General features: G+C 64.6%; 8 protein-coding genes. All 8 read left to right on the top strand.

Annotation, left to right across the window (positions count from 1 at the left end; translation table 11 throughout):
• Positions 1–559: 559 nt before the first annotated feature.
• Positions 560–781, top strand: coding sequence for a hypothetical protein (locus OZX73_RS00535; RefSeq protein ID WP_277149635.1), 222 nt, complete (start codon positions 560–562; stop codon positions 779–781).
• Positions 774–1,571 (top strand): hypothetical protein, encoded by a 798-nt coding sequence (locus OZX73_RS00530; RefSeq protein ID WP_277149633.1) that lies wholly within the window; start codon positions 774–776, stop codon positions 1,569–1,571. The genes OZX73_RS00535 and OZX73_RS00530 overlap by 8 nt, the downstream gene beginning before the upstream one ends.
• Before the next feature lie 418 nt (positions 1,572–1,989).
• Positions 1,990–7,218, top strand: coding sequence for a BspA family leucine-rich repeat surface protein (locus OZX73_RS00525; protein WP_277149631.1), 5,229 nt, complete (start codon positions 1,990–1,992; stop codon positions 7,216–7,218).
• Positions 7,219–7,253: 35 nt separating this feature from the next.
• Positions 7,254–7,376 carry a hypothetical protein gene (locus OZX73_RS00520; RefSeq protein ID WP_277149628.1) on the top strand — a complete coding sequence of 41 codons (123 nt, stop codon included), beginning with the start codon at positions 7,254–7,256 and terminating at the stop codon, positions 7,374–7,376.
• 877 nt (positions 7,377–8,253) lie between these two features.
• Complete coding sequence (locus OZX73_RS00515) at positions 8,254–9,684, top strand: ATP-binding protein (RefSeq protein WP_277149627.1); 1,431 nt, start codon at positions 8,254–8,256, stop codon at positions 9,682–9,684.
• Positions 9,685–9,769: 85 nt separating this feature from the next.
• Positions 9,770–10,096: a hypothetical protein gene (locus OZX73_RS00510; RefSeq protein WP_277149624.1), complete on the top strand. Its 327-nt coding sequence runs from the start codon at positions 9,770–9,772 to the stop codon at positions 10,094–10,096.
• Between the two features lie 108 nt (positions 10,097–10,204).
• Complete coding sequence (locus OZX73_RS00505; RefSeq protein ID WP_277149623.1) at positions 10,205–15,916, top strand: hypothetical protein; 5,712 nt, start codon at positions 10,205–10,207, stop codon at positions 15,914–15,916.
• A 642-nt stretch (positions 15,917–16,558) separates the two neighbouring features.
• Positions 16,559–22,537 carry a BspA family leucine-rich repeat surface protein gene (locus OZX73_RS00500; protein ID WP_348519456.1) on the top strand — a complete coding sequence of 1,993 codons (5,979 nt, stop codon included), beginning with the start codon at positions 16,559–16,561 and terminating at the stop codon, positions 22,535–22,537.
• Positions 22,538–22,971 lie beyond the last annotated feature (434 nt).

The raw sequence follows: 22,971 nt of genomic DNA, 5'->3' as shown, positions 1-22,971 counted from the left end.
CGGCTCCGCACGGCCAAGGCCACCCCTCTCAAAACGAGACTCGGCCATACCCACGGCGGCGCCACAAGGCCAAAGCGCCTCCAAGCGAGGCGTGACCCCACACGCGGCGCCACCGGCGCGAACGAGCCCCGCAGGCAAGCCATAGCCGCCCGCGGGGCTAGCAGCCACATCGGCCGCCACCGGCGCAAACCACCGGCACAGCCCGGCGCCACGCCACTAAACACTTCCCGCCCAGCCCCCACCCATGGGCCAGGCGGGAACCAACCGGGTGCCGGCACGGAAACCAAACCCAAACCAACCCCGTGCCGGCACCCACCCCACCAACCGCCCGTACACAGTCTTTTCGGTCGCGTACACACGTTGACCGATCGCAAAAAGTCTGTTTACCAATCGCTTCGCGGATCATCGCCCGTCGAACCGGCCACGCGCGGACGATTCAACGACAGGCCAAATCACCAACCATACCTGCCGGCGAACGTATGCTAACCTTATCGGTAAGTCAACGTTTTGCTCAGTTGCCAAACGCCAACCCGGCAACTGAACGGCCCAAGGAGGACGCATGGTCACCATCGCAAAGGCTCCGCGGAAGCCAGAGCTCGAAATCGTCACGCTCAGCCAGGCCGACGTCGCCCGCCGCCGTGAAAAGATCATCGCCAAATACGGCAGCCGCGACAAGCTCATCAGGCAGCGGAACTTCACCGGCCTGTCTTTTGACGAGCGCAACGCCTTGAAAGACCTCAACAACCTTGATTACCTTGCAGGCCAAATCACCAATGGCTGACAAAGACGACACCGATGAAAAACTAAGGCGGAAAAGCCTCAAAGAAACATCCGAATTCGCGAAACGCATCGAACATGTGCTCCATCACGTCATCGAGCAGAATCCCTCAGAGCCCGGCGGCACCGCATACACAAAGCTCGAAAGCGTTCGCGGCAGTTCACGTTGCGTCATCACCAACATCGACGAAAACGGCATCGAGCTTTACGCAGAAAACGACCAACAGGAACACAGCGCCATCCTTATATTGCAATATAACTACCGTTGCTCCTGCCCGGCTTTAGACGCCCCTTTGCAGGTGGATGATTCAAGTATCACCATCAGCACCTTTAGGAGCCATACCCCGATTTTCCATTACGATTACCTACGCGATCCGTCTGGAGACATTCCCTCCGCGCACATCAACGTGCATGCCAGCAACGATGACGCGGTGAGGGTCATGCTCGCCTGCGGCATCAAAAACAGAGGCAGGGAGCGAAGACGAAAGTTCCTGAAAGAAGGTTTCTTCCCCACCTTCTCTTCCCTGCATTTCCCCGTCGGCGGCAGCAAGTTCCGCCCTTGCCTCGAAGACGTGCTGCAAATGCTGGTCTATGAGTTCGGCATCGCCACCCAACCAGGCTGGCAGTCCGCCATCGACGAAGGAAGGGCGTCCTACCGGGAGCTGCAGCTGCGGGCCATGATTCGCGACAACCCTCAGATCGCGGCCTCGCAGCTGGAAAAAATGGGGTTGACGATCTCAGGTAAAGAAAAGATAGCCGACACCTCAGACCGAGCCAGCCTCAGAAAATTCTAGGGCATGCTGGGCCAACCGGCGCATCGGGCCCACGCGGGACGGTGTCCGCCCGCCGGAGAGGCCGAAGCCGAGGCCGGACGCGCGACACGCCGAGGAGAGGCCCGGGAACCCGCCTCTTGAACGACCGGCCCGCAGGCTCCGGGAGGATATCAAGACCTTCCGACGCACCCGTTGGAACGCAAGGCAATCCGCGGCGGCAAACGTTTCGAAAAGCTCCCGCCCCCGCCGGCGCGGGCGCCCGAAGCAAACGGCCGGCGCGCGAACCGCCCGCGGCCGGCTGGGTTGAAACCCGGCGGGGAAACCGGTAACGTAAGACACAGGTTGCGTTCCGCGATGTATTACATCGTGGAACCGTGTTTGTAATTGAAAAAGGTTGGTTTCCCATGGAAGTTATCCACAGTATCGTGGCGCTCGCGTTGTGCATAACAATGACGATTTCGACCCCCCCCCGCAGGTTGGTCACCCAAACCCGCTAAACCAACCCGGTAACACACCCACTTCCAGCCAGGCCGCACCTTCGCGGCGCGACACGAATGCGTCCAACGCCGCCCACGCCACCGAATCCGCTGTCGCCCATTCCGACACCCCGTCCAAGCCAGACACACCATCCAAACAAGACGCCCAGGACAACCCGCAAGCACAAGCAGAAGCCGCGCCCGCCGCGCAACCCGACGACACATCCGCCGCCTGGGCCACACCATCACCACGCGTCCAGGCGGCCACGCTGCCCATGGCCGACAGCCCCGTACACGCCAGAACCGACGCCGGAGCGCTCGCCCCGAACAAGACAACGACCGGCCCATTGGCAAATCCGGATGACGAAACCGGACAGCCGCAGACACAAGGCACGACCCCGCAAAAACCCGCCAACGCGCGCGGCGCCGGCCGCCAACCAGCGGTCGCAGGCGTTGCCGCGGACAGGCGGGCGCGGCGCAAGAACGCGGGCAACGCAGACACGGCCGCGGGGGCGGTGCGCACGGCCGCCGACCACGACGGCGCGCCAGCCGGCACGCCACAGGCGCAAGACGAGCCGGAGGCGGGCCCGCAGGACACGTGCCCGGCCACCACGCCCGCCGCATGGGACACCAGCAACGTCACCTGGTACGTCGACAGCTCCTGCACCCTCCACCTCTCCGGCGGCACCCACACCATCGATTACGACGTAAACATCCCTTGGGACTCGCTGAAGACCACCGTCACCTCCATCCACATCGACGGCGACCTCACCCTAGACGGCGGCGACAACCGCGACCCAAACATTTTCAAAGGCATGACGTCCCTGCGCTCCGTCGCCACCGGCGCCACCGTCCACCTCAAAAAGAGGGCAGCTATCAGCATGTTCTGGGGGGACACGAGCCTGGCGACCGCCGACCTGTCCAACTGGGACACCAGCCAACTCACGGATGCCAGCTACATGTTCGAGAGATGCAGCAGCCTGACAACCGAAGGGCTGAAACTTTTCCCCTCGATCACCGCCGATATGATGGGAATGTTCGAGGGGTGCAGCGGGCTGACCTCCTTGGACCTCTCAACCTGGAGGCCCTTAGTAACTAACCAGATGTTCAACGCGTGCACCCGGCTCACCAGGATCAACATCAGCAATTGGAACGAAGAAGGGCTGATCGACTTGTTCACATGCTGGTACGTGTGCAGGATAAAGCTTCCAGAGTCAGACCCCCCGCTGGTCGCTTTGGATATGCGCGGCATCGACACCCTCTGCCAAGCCCATAAAAATGAGTTGTGCGGCACGCTAATCGCCGATGGGATAGGGGAAGGCTACGAAATACCATCCACGGTGCGTATGCTGGCCCTGGGCCCCAAGACCATCCTGCCCCCTCACAAGACCAACAACATAGCGGCCGGGACGAAGTGGTATAAGACCAGCGACTTAAACGACACGGACACGGACTGCCTGGGCCAGTACTCCGGGGCCGAGGACTTCCAGGACCAGTTGGATTCGTCGGACCCGTCGGGCTTCTACATGGCCGACCCGTATGTCCATAACCTGGACAAGATCGTCATCGACCCGAACGGGGGCACGACCAGCGTGCCCGTCTACACGGTCGACACCCACCCGGCGCCCCCGGCGTCCGGGACGTTCGACGTGACGGTGCCGGCCTCGATCCTGACCAACCCCGCCGGCATGCTCTTCGACGGGTGGGCCTTCGACGGCGCCCAGTCCCCCGCGGCCCCGTCGTTCCAGTGGCCGTTCAACCAGCACACCCACGCGACCCACACCCTCAAGGCCAGATGGAAGCCGGCGTCGATCGCGACGCCGACGGTGGGGCAGGCGGACGCGTCCCTGAACGGGAGCTCGTGGACGGCCGGGTTCGCGGCCAGCGTCCCGGCGCGGCCGGCGGACACGGGCGACAGCTGGCTCGAGGCCACCACGGGCGCCGGCGGCAGCGGCCGCTGCGCCGACCCGACATCCTGCACGGTGTCCATGCCCCTGTCCAGCCTCGCCGACCCGGCGCCCGGCACCCGCTACCACATCCAGGCGGTCGTCAAGGCCACCGACAGGTACACCGCCAGCACCGTCTCCGGGCCCACCGCCGACGCGTACGGCTACCTGCCCTACGTGACCCTCATCTTCACCGCGGGCCCCCAGGGGTCGGGCACGCCGCCAGCCAGCAGGAGCGCCCTCATCGACAAACGCACCCGACTCGCGAGGATCACCCTGCCCGGGCAGGAGGGGCTGATCGGGCCGGCCGGCAGCTACCTCTCCTCCTGGTACAACCAGTACTACGCGCCGGGCGAAACGGACGTGTTCACCCAAGGCGATGGATCCTACATGGGCAACGGGCAGTACGCGAAGACGATGGCGGCCCAATGGACCGCCCTCAAGGCCGGCACGCTGAGCAGCGTGAGCGTGCACGCCCGAAACGGCGACGCTCCCACCGTCGACCTGCTCTACACCGGCACAGCCGCGGCGGAGCTCTCGACCCTGTTCACCGACGGGTTCACCGTCTCCTACTCCATCGACACCCACCAGCCCTCCGGCACCGGCTCCTGCACCATCAGCCGGGCCACGCAATACTGCCAAACCAACGGCTGGCCCGCCGAACGGCTCACGAGCCTGACCGGCGCCAACCGCTACCAATACGACGTGGCCGTCACCGCCACGGCCACCAACCCCGCCACCGGCCAGCGGATCGCCAAAACCGGCGACACGACCGGCACCCTCGCCTCGATGAAGGCCTCCTTCGACGCCGGCACGGGATCGGCCGCGCCGGACCCCACCGCCGACGCCCTGCTCGACACCTCCTTCCGGACGGCCTGGCTGACCCTGCCCGCCCGCGGGACGATGCGCCCGCCGAACGGCGCCTCCTGGCTCGGCGGGTGGGCCGGCCCGTCCACCACCTACCAGCCCGGGGCGCAGAACCTCCCCGCTTCGGAGGCCACGAGCCTGGACGGCGGCGCCCACTACACGCTCGCCCTGACCGCCAAGTGGAACACCATGGCCAACCCGACACTCAACGACCCCACCGTGCAGGCGCCCGCGGGCGCCGCGCCGACCTACAGGATGTACGCCTCCCCGGGCGGGAACGCGCCCTCGGGCTGGTCGATGAGCGTGGCCTCCGCCACCACCGGCACCACCCTGTTCTCCTGTGCCAGCGGCAGCCCCTGCAACACCAGCTCCTTCCGCCCGGTCTCCGATTTGACCAGCCCGGCGCCCGGCAGCGCCTACGCGGTCACCGCCACCGTCACCGCGCCCAACCCCGACGACCCCTCCGAGACCCTCACCGCCACCACGACCAAGAACAGCGTCCTGCCCTACCTCACCCTGCGCTACGCCAAGGGCGGCGGCACCGGCAGCACCCCCGCGGACGCCAAGGCCCTCATCGACAACACCAGCAGCAGCAAGGCCTACCTCGACATCGCCGACCCGACCGGCCTGACCGGCCCCAGCGGGGCCGCGTTCACCGGCTGGCAGGCCGGCGGCCGCACCTGGCAGCCCGCCCCCGCGCAGGCCATCCCCCAGACGGCCGGCACACCGGGCGGCACCGGCGAGACCGTGGTCACCCTGACGGCCACCTGGAGCACCGTCGCCAAACCCACCAACCTCACCGCCGCCTACCACCACAACGGGAACACCGTGACCCTCACGGGCAAGGCGATGGGCGTGGGCGGCGACACCGTCACCGCCTGCATGACCGACGGCGCCGGCGAGACCGACACCTGCCAAACCAGCGCCCCCAACCCGAGGACCGCGCCCGAGCCCGCGCCCGGCAGCCAGTTCACACCCGTCACCGCCGGCAACCCGCGCGTCGAGACGTTCCAGGTCGACCCCACCGACGTGGGCAGCATCAGCATCACCGGCCACATCGACCGCGACACCACCTTCCCCACCCCCCTCATGACCACGGCCCACGTACGCATCTGCCCCGCCGGCACCCCCGCGCCCGCCACCGGGGACGTGCCCGCCGACTGCAGCGAGATCGTGGCCAACGTCAACAACGGCTACATGACCATGGCCAACGACAACAGCCCCTGGCACGGGCGCTACCAACCCGGGCCCAGGGACCAGGACCACACCACCAACGACGCCAGCTTCAAAGGCGGCGACGGCTACTACGACATCTGGGCCTACGCCTCCTTCGGGGCGAGCACCACCACCGTCCGCCGGATGGGCACGCCAGTGAAAATCTACAGCCGCTACCACTACACCGCCACCCCGCCGGCCGCCCCCACCACAGTCAGCTGGGACTGGAGCGTCACCTTCCCCGCCAGCCAGTACACCAGCCGGTACGGCGCCGACGGGCAGCACCACTTCACCGCCCGCCAGACCAGCCAGGGCGCCGACGGCGGCAGCCAGGACCTGCAAGGCACCCTCCCCTGGCTCAAGACCACCTACCAGCCCGACATGCCCGGCGGCACGAGCGCCACCGCGCCCGACCCCGGCACAAGCCTCGTCGACACCACCCAGGCGTCACGGCCCAGCGACCTCACCCTCGCCAGGCCCACCGACAGCATGGAGCCCACCGACAGCGTGTTCCTCGGATGGTCCGCCACCCCGGGCGCCACCACGCCCGACACCGGCATGGGCGACCCCTCCAACCGCACCGTCACCCTCAGCGCGCCCGCGGGATCCCCCGAGGCCGACACCACCCTGCACGCCGTATGGCGCACACTCAACCAGCCCAGCGTCGACGCCACCGCCAGCCGCGACCACGCCACCAAGGACGTCACCATCACCGGCGCCGCCACCCCATGGACCAACGACGAGACCATTGAGGCCACCGCCACAGGATTGGACGGCCAGACCGGCAGCGCCGTCGGCACCACACAGACACCCACCCTGGACACGGCGGGCGCCTACGACGGCGCCACCAGGCACGCGTGGACCCTGACCCTGCCCGGCGCGGGCATACCCCAGGGCGGCCGCTACCGGATCACCGCCAGCGCGGTCGGCGACGACGGCGCCTGGCACGGCGCCAGCCACCGCTACGCCAAGGCCACCAGCACCCGGGACGTCACCATCCCCGCCGGCGGCATCATCCTCCACGCCCTGCCACTCACCGGCGGACCCGCCAGACGATTGGCCGCCCTCCTCGCACTCCTCCTCGGCGCCACCCTCCTCACCCTCGCCGCAACCACCAAGCTCCGCGACAAAAGACGCGAGCAAAGCCAAGGCTCCTCCAGATGAGATGTGGTTCCACGATGTCAGCAAGGCCTTCCCCGATGGGGAACAACCCACGGCGCGCCAACGCAGCCAAGCCCAGCCAGATGAGGCGTGACCCCACCCGCGGCGCCAACGACGCGAACGCACGGCGGCAAGGCCGGAACCACGCCGGCGAGTCATAGCTGCCCCGCGAGTCCATCGGCCACATCGCCACCGGCCACCAGCGCGAACCGCCGGCGCAGCCGGACGGCGCGCCACTAAAGACTTCCCGCCCGGCCCACACCCATGGGCCGGGCGGGAACCAACCGGGCGCCGGCACGGAAACCAAACCCAAAACCAACCCCGTGCCGGCGCCCACCTACCTTTTCTCCCGCGCCACCACACCAACACCCAACCCACCAACACCGAGACCCACCACACAGATAAACGACAAAACATCAACGGGCCCCACCACCCAGCCTGCCTACCAAGTGCGTCACCTTCAATCCCCACGCCACCATCCTCCGCCGATATAATGTGATGGTTTCATGAAGCTTGGCAATCTACTCGGCAACTACTTCGCAACTTATGCAAAATACTGAGTTACTTATGCAATCTACTTGGTTACTTGTGCAAAATACCGGGTTACTTATGCAATCTACTTGGTTACTTGTGCAAAATACCGGGTTACTTATGCAATCTGACTGGTTACTTGTGCAAAATACCGGGTTACTTATCCGATTTGCTTGGTTACTTATGCAAACTACTCTTGGCCACTTGCGCAAATTCACAGTGAACAACCGCAGAACAACCATCCCCGCAACCGCACGCAAGATATAAAACCATACGACCTCCATTCATTCCAAACGTGCCCGTAAGCAACCACTGGCTCAGGAAGGCATCGTGACCGCCGTCAACGGGGGCCATGACGAAGGCGTGATTATGAACTTCGGTATACCGAACTTCTATGTACCGAAGTTCTGTATACCGAAGTTGTTATGATCGATATAAAAGGATACGTTTACGGAGGCGCCTTGGTTGGCGATACCGATCCCCAAAGCGCGAACGAAGGGAGGCCCGATGTTCGTCGGACGCGAGGAAGAGCTGGAAGCCCTGGAGGACATGTACGAAAGCGGCCGGTACGAGATGATGGTGATCTACGGCCGCCGCCGCGTCGGCAAGACCTCCCTCATCGACGAGTTCTCCAAAGATAAGTGGACCTTCTATTTCACGGCCTCGCAGAAAAGCACCAAGCTGAACCTTGAGGTCTTCTCGAGGCAGATGTTCCGCTTCTTCGGCATTCCGGAACTGCCGGCGTTCACCGACTGGCGCGGCGCGCTCGATTTTTTCGTCCGGATGACCAAGACCAGCCAGGAAAACGGAAAAGGGCACTTCGTATTCGTCTTCGACGAATTCCCGTACGCGGCGCAGGCCGATCCGACGCTGCCCTCGGTCCTGCAGAACGCCATCGACCACGGCTTCAAACAGAGCGAGGTCATGATGATCCTTTCCGGCAGCAATCAGGGCTTCATGGAAAGCGAGGTCCTCGGCGGCAAAAGCCCGCTGTACGGAAGAAGGACCGGGCAGATCCGTCTTGAGCCGTTCGATTACTACGACGCCGCGAAGTTCCTGCCGGACGTCTCGAACGAGGAACGGGTGAGGTATTACGCGACATTCGGCGGGACACCATATTATCTGGCGCGGTTGCGGCCTTCACGGGGGTTCAAACGCAACGTGACCGACCTGATGTTCCGCAAGGCCGGATTGCTTTATGAGGAGCCGACCATGCTCCTGCGCGAGGAGACACGCGAGCCGGCCTCGTATTTTTCGGTGCTGCAGGCCATCGCGAACGGCAGCTCCACGCCGAAACGCATCGCCGAGCACGCGGGTGTCGACGCCTCCAACGTCGCCAGATACCTCAACGTGCTCGCCGATCTGGGGCTGGTGAAACGCAACCTCCCGTTCGGCGACAACCCGCAGAAATCCCATAAGGGCATGTACGTCATCGCCGACCCGTTCTTCGCCTTCTGGTTCCGGTTCGTGGGCACGAACGTGGACGTGATCGAAAACGGGAAAGGCCCGGAAACAGCCGAAGAGACACTGGCCGGCGAGGCGTTCTCAACGTACGTGGGCCAGCGGTTCGAAAGCGTCTGCCTGCAGTGGGTGGCGAGACGCAGCCGCGCCGGCGACCTGCCCTTCCCCGTGACGCGGTTCGGCAAATGGTGGGGCAACAACCCCGCGGCGCACGAGCAGACCGACATCGACGTGGTCGCGGCGAACGGGGACGGACAGCTCCTTATCGGCGAATGCAAATGGCGCAACACCTTCAACGTGACAGAGGCGATCGGCAAGCTGGAGGGCCGGGTCGGCCTGGTGCCCGGGTTCACGGCGGCGCGGACACGTCTGGCGCTGTTCAGCAAGAGACCAGTCGCCGAGACCATCCGCGGGAGAATCGCGGAAGACGGTCCCAGCCCGCTGTTCCTCTCGACCGACGACCTGTACCGGCAGTGACCGATGAAACGGCATTCGCTTCGTCGCGGCTGGTCCGCGGGGCACGGACGTTCGCGACGATGACGGATGAGGCGCTGTTCGTCTCGTGACGACTGGACCGCGTGGCGACGGACACGCCCGCGACGACGGGGGAATACAGCCGGGCGGGCCAACCAGCCAGCGCGTGGCCGACCATGCGCCGCCACGCGACACGCCGGAGAAGGTGCCCGGTAATCCGGCTCTTGAACGACCGGCCCACAGGCTCCAGGAGGGCGTCAAGACCTTCCCACGCACCCGTTGGAACGCAAGGCAATCCGCGGCGGCAAACGTTTCAAGAGGATCCCGCCCCGCAGGCGCGGATATTCACGGCCGCCGGTCGGGAAGCACGACGGCCGTGGCCAGCCGGGTTGAAACCGGACAGGAAAACCGGTAACGTAAGACACAGGTTGCGTTCCGCGATGTAATACATCGCGGAATTACGTTTGTTGAAAAAGGTTGGTCCACTCATGGAAGTTATCCACAGTCTCGTGGCGCTCGCGTTGTGCATAACAATGACGATTTCGACCCCCCCCCGCAGGCCGGTCACCACAATTCGTTAAGCCAACCCGGTAGCACCTCCACTTCCAGCCAGGCCGCACCGTCGCGGCGCGACACCGACGCGTCCACGGCCGCGCATCCCACCAAGTCCGCCGTCGCCCATTCCAACACACCATCCAAATCAGACGCGTCATCCAAGCCCGGCGCCGTCCACCCCAACGCGCCATCCGCGCCAGACGCCGCGCATTCCCAGACAACGCCGTCCCCGAGCGCGAAAGCACAACCCAGCAAAACCGGCAAGACCAACGGTCACCCGTCCGCGTCCCCGACAACCCAATCCGTCGCGCCGTCGCCCGCCGCGCAATCCGACGACACATCCAATGATGAAGCCATACCGTCATTGCGTATCCAGGCGGCCACGCTGCCCACGACCCAGAGCCCCGTACTGGCCAAGACCAATGACACGGCACTCACCACCACCGAGCCGACGCCCGACCCACAGGCAGACCCGGACGCCGGCGAAACGGCCGGACGGCCGCAAACACGGGACACGGCCGCGCAGGAACCCACCGGCACCAGCGGCGTCGGCCAGTGGCCAACGGCCACAAGCGCCGCCCCCAGCAAACGGGCGCGACACAGGAACACAGCAACAGGCACGAATACAACCGGGGCCACGGGAATGACGCGCGCGGCCGCCGACCACGACGGCGCGCAGGCCGGCACGCCGCAGGCGCAGGACGAGCCGGAAGCGGGCCCGCAGGACACGTGCCCGGCCACCACGCCCGCCGCATTGGGCACCAGTAACGTCACCTGGAACATCGACGCCACCTGCACCCTCCACCTCTCCGGCGGCACCCACACCGGCGACGGCAGCGCCATGCCCTGGAACTCGCTGAAGACCACCGTCACCACCATCCACATCGACGGCGACCTCACCCTGAACGGCCACTACGACAACGGCTATAATCACTCCGGCATGTTCAGTGGTATGACGTCCCTGCGCTCCGTCACCCCCGGCGCCCCCGTCCACCTCAAGGACAACGCGACCTTCGGCATGTTCTCTAGCGACACGAGTCTGGCGACCGCCGACCTGTCCAACTGGGACGCAGGCGGCGCCACATCCTTGGGCTACATGTTTGACAACTGCAGCAGCCTCACCACACTGGACCTACACAATTTCACAGGCTGGGGCCAAGCATATTCAATGTTCTATTATTGCAGCAGCCTCACCACACTGAACCTACACAATTTCAAAGGCATAGGACTGGGCCTTCTAGACGGTTGCAATAGTCTTGTCTCACTTGACATGTACAGCTCAAACCTAGCCACTACTTTTGCACGCTACAATGTGACGTTCCCCGCCTCGCTACGAAAGCTGGCTATCGGCGGCTCCGAGAGGGGCGGCCCCGGCGAGCTCGAAAGTGATCCGCTTAGTACTTTAGAAGGTAAAGATACTACGTGGGACCGGACAAGCGGCTTGGGTGACCACATCGACTACCTCGGCCAAATCGGCACCACAGGCAACCTGAGGCACCTCCTGTGGAACACGAACTCCGCCGGCTACTACGTGGACGACTCACTGGTCCACGTGGAGTCCACCGTCGACATCGACCCCGCCGGCGGCAGCGCAAGCCCCGCCTCCTACACCCGCGACAACAAGCTCACCGAGCAAACCGTAGGCGTGCCGGCCAGCATCCTCACCAACAAGCCAGGCTGCCTGTTCACCGGATGGAAAGACCAGAACGGCACCACCTACACCGACACCAACAACACCTTCACCATGCCGCAAGGCAAATACACCTACTACAAACTCACCGCCCAATGGAAACCATTCGCGCCATCGGTAGGCGCAGCGTACCGAAACGGGTCAGCCGTGTCGCTCAACGTGGGCATCAACGCGGCGGCGCCGGCCGGGTCGCAGACCAGCGCGCGCACCGGCCGCGGCGGCACCGGCAACTGCAACGCCATCAACACGAACGGCTCCACATGCATGATAAGCTGGGACGACGTCGCCTCCCTCGAACCAACACCGGGGGCGACATACTCCGTGACGGCCACCACCACCGGCACCGACCCCAAAACCGGCAAACAGGTCTCTGCCTCATCCGACCCCCGCACCGGCACCCTGCCATGGATGACCGTCAAATTCGCCGCCGGCACCCTCGCCGACGGCACCCACCCAAGCGGCACAACACCCAACGACCTCACCGGGCTCGTTGACGGCTACGGCAAGACGACAGTGACCCTGCCGCGGCGCGGAAGCTTGTCCGTGCCGGACGACACCTGGTTCGGTGAATGGGCCTATTCCGACAACACCCAAATCACCGGCAACGGCAGCGGCGTCTTCTATGTGGAGGCCTCCCACGGCTACACGGATGCCGGCGGCCACACGACCGTCACCATCACCGCCCACTGGAGAACCATGGAAGCGCCGAAAATCACCGACCTGTCAGTCGATGGTTCTACCCAAACAGTTGGATTCAAGTTCGGCGACAATCTGACTCCAGCCGGCTGGACGAACACGGCGTCCACGTCAATGGGTTGGTCGTCGGCCACCTGCACCGACAGTACTTGCACGGCCAGTGCCGTTCCCGCCTCGGATTTCCAGACGGAATACGGCGACACGTACACGATCACCGCGACCAGCAGGGCCACGAACCCCGACACCGGGCGGCCCATCACCAAGACCACGACGAAAAGCGGCGTGCTGGACTATGTCACCGTTAATTTTGACAAGGGCACGGGGACAGGAGTCGCGCCCGGAAAAATGCAAAGACTGCTTGACACCTCCACCACAAATGGCTCTGCGACACTGACCATGCCGGGCCAATCGGGCATGATACCCCCGGCCGGCCGGTCATTCCATGGGTGGAAGAACATCAAAACAGGTCTGGTGCATCAGGGAGGCGCGCGCTCGTTGTTGCTCAAGTCAGATGGCACGACAACGGGCGCGGAAACCGTAATCTCGCTTACGGCGGATTGGGACGCTCTCGCGCCCCCGAGCCTCGATTCCATCAATGTGTCCGTGACGCCAGGCCAGACGCCAGTTGTCAACATAAGAATCAGCGCCTCGCACCTGCCGGCCGGATCAAGCACGGTGAAATTCGACACCAGCCGAAGCGGCGGCAGCGTGGAATGCACAGTCACCAACACAAGCACGATGGATTACAACACCTGCCAAGCCAGATGGGACCTGGACAAGCTCATAGATCTCAGCCAGGACTCGACATACGCTTACTCAATTAACGCGTCAGTGACCGCAAACGACCCCGACACCGGCGAACGAGCCACCAAGACCGCCATCCTGACGGGGACGGTGCCGTACATGGCCGTGTCGTTCGCGCCCAACGGCGGCACCGGCTCCGCCGACACGGTGACCGCGCCCGTCGACACGAACAGCCAGAAGGCCCAGTTGCGTGCCGGCTTGCCGGGACTCGGCGGCATGACCGCGCCTGGCAACTCCTACCTCGCCGGGTGGAAGGAAGGCACCGATACGTGGAACCCGGGCGATACCCCGACCATCGACGTGTCACGAGGCACGACGGACAGCGACGGCCGCACCTCGCTGACACTGACCGCGCAATGGGCCGCGCTCAGTGTGCCCACCATCGACCTCGTGTTATCAAGCGTTTCAGCCGGCAGCGACACAACCCTCAATGTCTCCGCCAGTAATCCTGGCGCTCCACACACCAACCCAAGATCCAGCGCAACATCGCTGGCATCCGACACCGGGCTCTCCTATGATTACGGTTGCGGTTCGACTTGCTCCTACCGCGGACCAGTGTCAGGGCTGATCAACGCGACACCGGGGGTGCCGTATTCGCTGACAGCCACCACAACGGTCCGACAGAACAACCTGGTGATCGGCATCGTACACAGCGCGCCGGCCACGGGCACCTTGCCTTACATGGCCATCTCGTTCACGACCGGCACAGGCGGCTCGGGCACGGCCCCGGCCACCATAAACGTGCTGGCCGACTCGAGCACGCACGCGGCGGCCCCCGACCTGCCCAACGGCACCGGCATGTCCGGCCCGGCAGGCGCGTCGTTCGGCGGCTGGCACTCCACGGCCGCGAACGCGACCTGGCCCTCCGGCCACGCCTACATTCCCGCCAGCGCAGGCACCACCAACGACGGCGTGACCGCAGTGACCCTCGACGCGACCTGGCGCACCATCGCGGTGCCTTCGGGCATGACGGCCAGCTACCACGCTGGACAAGTGACCCTCAAAGGCACCGCCATGGGCACCGGCGACGACACGGTAAAGGCATGCATGACGGGCGGATCCGGAGGCGACGACATCTGCAAGACCGCCACCAATCCAAGGCCGGCGATAGCACCCGCCACACTCCCCGCAGGCACCAACCCGCGTGTGGAAAGATTCGACATCGACCCGACCGACCCAGGCAAAATAACCATCGGCGGAACCGTCGATATCGCCGGCGGCACCTTCATTCAGGAAAGAACGCTCGTTTGCCCACATGACACACCAGCCCCCACCAGCGCGGCTCCCTCCCCTGCGGGTTGCACCTTAATCACGAATTATGTGAGAAATACGACGATAGGCATGGGCCCGGCAACGAACGCCCCATGGAATGGCCGTGTATCACCCACTCCACAGGATAAAAACGTCACCACGCTGGATACTGATTTCACAGCGGGCCCTGGCCTCTATGACATTTGGGCTTTCAGCTACAACATCATGAGCAGATCGATAACCACACCCCTCAAGGTCTACGGCAACTACCCCTACAGGGTTCAGCAGCCTGCGGCCTCATGGGATTGGAGCGTGACGTTCAACGCCAGCGACTACACCGGCAGGTACGGCATCGGTGGCCAGCACCACTTCACCGCCATCCAGATCAGCGACGGGGCCAACAGCGACGGCGCCACCCTTGAGGGCACCCTGCCTTGGCTCAAGGCCACGTTCGCGCCCGACATGCCCGGTGGCGCCACAGCCACCGCACCCGATGCCGCCAAGGGGCTCGTCGATTCGCAAAGCCCCCACCACGCCGTCATCACCCTTGCCCGGCCCACCGAAAGCATGGAGCCCACGGACGGCGTGTTCCTGGGCTGGAGCCTCACCGGCGGCGCCACCACACCCGACACGGGCATGGGCAGCCCCACCGCAAGAGACGTCGAACTCACCGGCGACACCGGTTCCACAGAGACCGACGCCACGTTGCACGCCGTATGGCGCACGCTCAACCAGCCCAGCATTGACACCGCCACCAGCCGTGATCTGGCCAGCAAGGACGTCACACTGACCGGCGGCGCCACCCCATGGGCCAACGACGAGACCGTCGAAGCCACCGTCACCGGCCTCAACGGACAAACCGGCACCAGCGTCGGCACGGCCCAGACACCCACGCTGGACACGGCGGGCGCCTACGACGGCGCCACCAGGCACGGTTGGACGCTCACCCTGCCCGGCGCGGGCATCCCCTTGGGCGGACGCTACCGGGTGTCCGCCAGCGCGGTCGGCGACGACGGTGCCTGGCGAGGCGTAGCCCACCGCTACGCCAAGGCCACCGCCACCCAAGACGTCACCATCCCCGGCGGCATCCCGTTGCACGCCCTGCCGCTGACCGGCGGCACGGCCCGCCGCACGGCGACCCTGCTTGCCCTTACGCTGGGCGCCACCCTCCTCCTGCTCGCCGCAGCCACCAGGCTGCGCGACCGGCGGCGCGAACAAGGACAGGGACACACCAGATAAGACGTGACCCTACACGCGGCGCTGCCGGGCCACACCGGCCGCCACCGGCGCAGCCCGGCGGCGCGCCACTAAAGACTTCCCGCCCGGCCTGCACCCATGGGCCGGGCGGGAACCAACCGGGCACCGGCACGGAAACCAAACCCAAACCAACCCCGTGCCGGCGCCCACCCCCACCTACCATCCCGGCCAGCAAGCAGGCCAACCCATCCGCGCCCGGAATTTGCTTGCCTGGCATCGCACAGCCGCGCGTTCCCGCATACCAAACTGGCACCCGCCCAGGCCTGCCGGAAACCGAGCCGCCGGAGAGGCCGGGCACGCGACACGCCGGGGGAGAGGGCCCGGAAAGCCGATTCCCGGACACCGGGCCCGACGCCGGAAACCTCCCGGCAAACCATCCAGGACACCAAGCGGCACAAGGCAGCAAACGTTTCGAAAAGCTCCCGGCCACACCGGAGCGGGCGTTCATGGCCGCCGGCCGGGAAGCAGGACGGCCGTGGCCGGCCGGGTTGAAACTGGACAGGGGAAACGGTAACGTAAGACACAGGTTGCGTTCCGCGATGTATTACATCGCGGAACTGTGTTTGTAATTGAAAAAGGTTGGTTTCCCATGGAAGTTATCCACAGTATCGTGGCGCTCACGTTGTGCATAACAATGACGATTTCGACCCCCCCCCGCAGGCCGGTCACCAAAACCCGTTAACCCAACCCGGTAACACCCCCACTTCCAGCCAGGCCGCACCTTCGCGGCGCGACACGAATGCGTCCAACGCCGCCCACCCCACCGAATCCGCCGTCGCCCATTCCTCAACACCATCCAAACCCGGCTCGCCGTCCAAGCCCGACACTCAGTCCAACCCACAACCACAATCCGGAACCGCCGCCAAATCCTCGCCTGCCACGCCATCCAATCCCAGCGCGCGGCCAGAGGCGCAATCCAATCCTGATACCGACTCTGCCCAAGTCGCGACGACGCACCCCGGCAAAAATGGCAAGCAACCCACCACACTTCTGAAATCAAAATCCGGCGTGGCCGCTGCGGCTCCGCCCCTCTCCGCCAGGCCGTCTCCGGTGGCACCGGCAGGGCGCACCGAAACAACCCAACACCTTTCCGCGTCTCCGACGACACAGACAGCGCGTCCAGCGGTCAACACTGACGTAACGACAGCTTCGCACATCGTCAGACCAGCCAGCGAACATCCCTCGCCAGAACCAAGGACACCGAGTCAGGCGCAGGTCGGGCCCCAAGCAAGTTGCACACCAACAGATCCATGGATTTGGGACAATCCATCAACAGTTACCTGGTATGTCGACAACGGTTGCACCCTCCACCTTTCTGGCGGCACAAGCCCTGACTACGACTTTCGCGCCCCATATAGCGGTGACACCCCTTGGAAGGATTACGCAAACTCAATTACCTCCATCAGCATCGACGGTGATTTAACCTTAAAAACCACTAATAGCACGCATGGAGCGTTCGCCAGCCTTTCAAAACTCACCAGTGTAACAGGTGGCACCTTGCGGCTATCCGGCAACGCAGGAATAAGCCTATTTTCTGAAGATAGACAACTTCAATCAGTCAATATCGCTCACTGGGACAATAGCAGGATCTCAGACATGAGCAACATGTTCTCTGACACTGGTTGGCAAGGTGGTGCGTTCAGCATCCCTAACTTTGACACCAGCCATGTCAGCAACATGACCGGCATGTTCAGCTACGCCTATTTTTCCAGCTTGGATCTCAGCAACTTCAACGTCAACAGCGTCACCAACATGACCAGCATGTTCCAAGGTTGTGGGTTCACCAGCCTCAATATCAGCGGATGGAATAGCGGCAACGTCACCAACATGACCAAGATGTTTTCGGAACAATTGGGAAATACCAATCTGGATCTCAGTAATCTCAGTGTCAACAGCGTCACCAACATGACCAGCATGTTCGAAAACAGTACAATCACTGGCCTCAACACCAGCGGGTGGAACACCGGCAACGTCACCAACATGACCAGGATGTTCTACGGTGGTACGCAGGGATATCCTAGCAAAGTCACCAGTCTCAACCTGAGCTTCTGGAACACCAGCCATGTCAACAATATGGGAGAGATGTTCTACGGCTGTAACAAACTCACCAACCTCCAGATCGACGGATGGGACACCAGCAGTGTCGAAAATATGAGTAGTATGTTCTACGGCTGCAGCGGACTCACCAACCTCGACGTATCAAAATTCAACACCACCAACGTCACATCAACAGGATACATGTTCTACGGCTGCAGCGGACTCACCAACCTCGACGTATCAAAATTCAACACCACCAACGTCATACTCACATTGTACATGTTCTACGGCTGCAGCGGACTCACCAACCTCGACGTATCAAAATTCAACACCACCAAAGACGGGAACATGACTGGCATGTTCGAAGGATGCAGCGGACTCACCAACCTCGACGTATCCGGATTCAACACCACCAACGTCGTGAGCATGGCTGGCATGTTCAAAGGCTGCAGCGGACTCACCAACCTCGACGTCACCCACTTCAACACCACCAACGTCATATGGATGTGTGGCATGTTCGAAGGATGCAGCGGACTCACCAACCTCGACGTCACCCACTTCAACACTGCTAAGGTCCAGTACTTCAATGAACCGTACCTACACTACGGTGGCATGTTCGAAGGGTGCAGCAAACTGATGACGCTGGATTTGAGTAGCTTCGACACGACTCACCAGGCGAGCAGCACAGAGAAGCCCGTGGAGAACATGCTGCCGTCCGGGTTGCGCAGGTTGCGGCTGGGGCCGAACACAAAGCTTGACACCAACGCATTCGCGAAGGTGTCCCCAACAATCACATGGAGGCAGATGAGCAGCTTCGCCGACGACTCCCAGCTCGTCAGCGAGGTCGGGGACACCTCGGCCCTCGCGACGCGCGCGGCGGGCAGCGACCGCGCCGGCTACTACGTCGACAAGGTCCTCACCTGCACTTCGACGATCACCATCGACCCGAATGGAGGCGCGATAAGCACCCCTCAGCAATACACCATCAAAACCGACCAAGGGGGAGCCACCTTCAGCCTTTCCTCAGTCACTTTCACCGCGAATGCGCCCCACGGCCTGCTCACGGGCTGGAAGGACAACACGACCGGCACCACCTATGACCTGGACGCGACTTTGACTTTCAACTATCTTGATCATAAGACCATGACGCTGAGCGCGCAGTGGAAGGCGATGGCCACACCGACGATCAGCGACATAAACGTCCGCTCCTATATGAGTTACACGCCAAACGTTAATTTCACAGTTCACGGGGAAGTCAACACCACAATCAACATGACCACGGGCATAGGCGGACACGCCAGTTGCGCCATCGGTTACAGAAGCAGCAGCTGCACGATCATCAATTTCCCGGCGTCGAGCCTGGAGTCGTCGATCGGCTCGTCGTACATGATAAACATGACATACACCACCCATGACAGCAACACGAATCTGGACGTCACCAGCCCAACGGGCACCAAAAGCGGGACGTTGGCCTACATGGCCGTCTCCTTCACCAGCGGCACGGGCTCAGGCACGCCGCCCCCCACCACCAACGCCTTGATCAACACCGACGACGGCACCGCCTACCCGACCATGCCGAAGCAGGAGGGGATGACGGGGCCGGGCGGCGACACGTACCTGTCCGGCTGGGCGGGCGCCGTCAGCACGCGCGCGCCCGGCAGCAACGACGCCATCTCCAAGTCACTGGGGTACACGTCGGGAGCGAAGACCTCGCTGACGCTCACCGCCGTATGGTCGACGCTCACCGCGCCTGACATCTCCAAGCCGAGCGCGTTCGGCAGCACCGACTCACAACCCGCGAACAAGGTCGGTCTTGCGCTCGGAACCGATCCAAACCAATACCCCATCATCAAGGCCGCGGGCCTGTCCGTCTCGGAGAGCCTGTCGACCGGGCGGCCGAACGGCGACCTCAACAGCGGCGACCTGGCCGGGAGCAGCTACTATACAAACCCTGAACAGGCCATAGGGAACTATCCGGACGGCTGGGACATCGGGCGGGTCGTCGACCCGACGCCCGGCAGCACCTACACCGTCACGGGGACCACCACGGTCACCAACCCAGCCACGGGCCAGCGGATCACCAAGACCCGCATCCTGACGGGCCAGCTGGACTGGGCGACCGTGTCCTTCGCCGCCAACGGCGGGACCGGCACGCCCCCCGGCCCGGTCAGCGCCATCATCGACGGCAAGCTCAGCAACAGCAGCTCCAACGTCGCCACCCTGGCCCTGCCCGGCCATAGCGGGCTGACCGGCCCCGGCGACTCCTGGCTCGGCGGATGGACCAACGCGTCCGACGGCAACACATACCCCGCGAACGCGACGCACCTGGTCTACCTCAGGGGCGGCACGACCACAGGCGCGCACACCACCCTCACCCTCAAAGCCAAATGGGACACGCTCGCGCTCAGCTTCGACGCGCCCAGCGTAACCGCCAGGCCCGGCGCCACGCCATCCTATTCCCTCTACGTCAGGGACCCCATCGGCGCGCCCGCGGGCTGGTCGATGAGCGCCGCCTCCGCAGTGGGCGCCCTGGCCGGCACCTGCTACGCCACCGCCTACACCTGCAGCTTCGCCGGGCCCGTCTCCGACCTCGTCGACCCCGCGCCCGGCACCCGGTACTCGGTCACCGCCACCATCACCGCCGCCAACCCCGACACCGGCCAAACCGTCACCGCCACCAAGACAACGACCGGCATCCTGCCCTACGTGACCGCCACGTTCGCCAAGGGCGGCGGCACCGGCAACGACATCCCCGACAGGAAGGCCCTCGTCACCTCGGCCGACCACGGGGCCTACATCGACCTGCCCGACCCCGCGGGCGCCCTCACCGGGCCCGGCGGCGCCGCGTTCACCGGCTGGAAGTCCGGCGGCGGCTCCCGCCAGCCCGGCGTCCAGTTCGTCCCCGCCAACGGGGCCGCGGGCGGCGAGGGCGAGACCATCGTCGCGTTCAAGGCCACCTGGAGCACCGTCGCCAAGCCCACCGGCCTGACGGCCGCCTACCACCACGCCGCCGGCACCGTCACCCTGACGGGCAAGGCCATGGGCGTGGGCGGCGACACCGTCACCGCCTGCATGACCGACGGAACCGGCGGCACGGACACCTGCCGGACCGCCCGGAACCCCAAGCCCACGCCCGAGCTCCCGCCCGGCGACGCGTTCACGCCCATCACCACCGGCAACCCCCGCGTGACCACCTTCCAGGTCGACCCCAACGACACCGGCAGCATCAACATCACCGGCCAGGTCGACCACGACACCACATTCACCAACTCCAACTTCACCACGGCCCACGTGCGCGTCTGCCCCGCGGGCGCGCCAGCGCCCGCCACCGGGGCCGTGCCCGCCGACTGCAGCGAGATCATCACCCTCATCACCGGCGGCCCGAGCGGCTACATGACCGGCGCTAGGGACAACCTCCCTTGGAGCGGACGCGCCAGCGGGTCCAGGGACCAGAACCACACGACCAAGGACGCCGACTTCAAAAGCGGATACGGTTACTACGACATCTGGGCCTACGACGCCTGGGGGCCCAGCACGACCAACATTCCCCTGATGGGCACGCCAGTCAAGGTCTACGACCGCTACCACTACACCAACACGCCCCCGGCCGCGCCCACCGCCGCCTCCTGGGACTGGAGCGTGAGCTTCCCCGCCGCCGACTACACCGCCAGGTACGGCGCCGGCGGCCAGCAACACCTCACCGCCAGCCAGACCAGCTTGGGCACCGACAGCACCACCGCCGATTTGCAGGGCGTCCTCCCCTGGCTCAAGACCACCTACGCCCCCGACATGCCTAGCGGAGCCACCGCCACGGCGCCCGACCCCGGCAAGAGCCTCGTCGACACGTCCGAGACGTCACGGCCCAGCGACCTGACCCTCGCCAGGCCCACCGACAGCATGGAGCCCGCCGACGCGGTCTTCCTCGGATGGTCCGCCACCGCGGGCGCCACCACGCCCGACACCGGCATGGGCGACCCCTCCAGCAGGGACGTCACCCTGAGCGCCCCCGCCGGATCCCCCGAGGCCGACACAACCCTGCACGCCGTGTGGCGCAAGCTCAACAAGCCCACCATCGACGCCAAAGGCAAACGCGACCCCACCAGCAAGGACGCCACGCTGACCGGCAACACCACCCCATGGACCAACGACGAACCCGTCGAGCTCCTCATCCACGCCACCAGCGGGCAGACCGGCAGCGCCCTGGACACCACGCAGACACCGACGGTCAACACCAGCGGCGCCTACGACGGCGCCACCCAGCACGGCTGGACGCTCACCCTGCCCCAGGCCAGCCTCCCACGCAACGGCCGCTACCAGGTGTCCGCCAGCGCGGTCGGCGACGACGGCGCATGGCGGGGCGTGGCCCACCGCTACGCCAAGGCCACCACCACCCAGGACGTCACCGTCGGCGGCATCATGTTGCACGCCCTGCCCCTAACCGGCGGACCAGCCCGACGCCTCGCCACCCTCCTCGCCCTCCTGCTCGGCGCCACCCTCCTCACCCTCGCCGCAGCCACCAAGCTCCGCGACCGGAGAAGAGAGCAACTGCAAGGACGCGCCAGATAAGACGCGCCACTAAACACTTCCCGCCCGGCCCCCACCCATGGGCCGGGCGGGAACCAACCGGGCGCCGGCACGGAAACCAAACCCAAACCAACCCCGTGCCGGCGCCCACCCCCACCTACCCCCAACCTCCGATACACCAAAATCCCGCATGCCGAAAGCCACCCATACCGAATCCACCTCAAACATGAAATGACCTGCGGCCGGACGCGATAGGCCAATAGGCAAACGACCCAAGGAAGGGCCAACCAGCCAACGCCCAGGCACTTACGCGCCGCCTGCGACACGCCGGGGGAGAAGGCTCAAAAAGCCGACTCTCAGGCATCAAACAAAACGACAAAAACCTTCCGTCGCACCCTCCGAAATGTAAGGCAATCCGCGGCGGCAAACGTTTTGAAAAGTTCTCCTCCGCATAGACGCGGGCCCTCGGGACATCC

It is taken from the genome of Bifidobacterium sp. ESL0775, assembly GCF_029395475.1.
Taxonomy (GTDB): domain Bacteria; phylum Actinomycetota; class Actinomycetes; order Actinomycetales; family Bifidobacteriaceae; genus Bifidobacterium.
The sequence above is the reverse complement of the archived record's forward strand: the minus strand, read 5'-3'. Positions and strand labels throughout refer to the sequence as shown.

Coding starts and splice junctions, on each gene's coding strand:
- OZX73_RS00535 (WP_277149635.1), top strand. CDS start 560: ATGGTCACCATCGCAAAGGCTCCGCGGAAGCCAGAGCTCGAAATCGTC.
- OZX73_RS00530 (WP_277149633.1), top strand. CDS start 774: ATGGCTGACAAAGACGACACCGATGAAAAACTAAGGCGGAAAAGCCTC.
- OZX73_RS00520 (WP_277149628.1), top strand. CDS start 7,254: ATGGGGAACAACCCACGGCGCGCCAACGCAGCCAAGCCCAGCCAGATG.
- OZX73_RS00515 (WP_277149627.1), top strand. CDS start 8,254: ATGTTCGTCGGACGCGAGGAAGAGCTGGAAGCCCTGGAGGACATGTAC.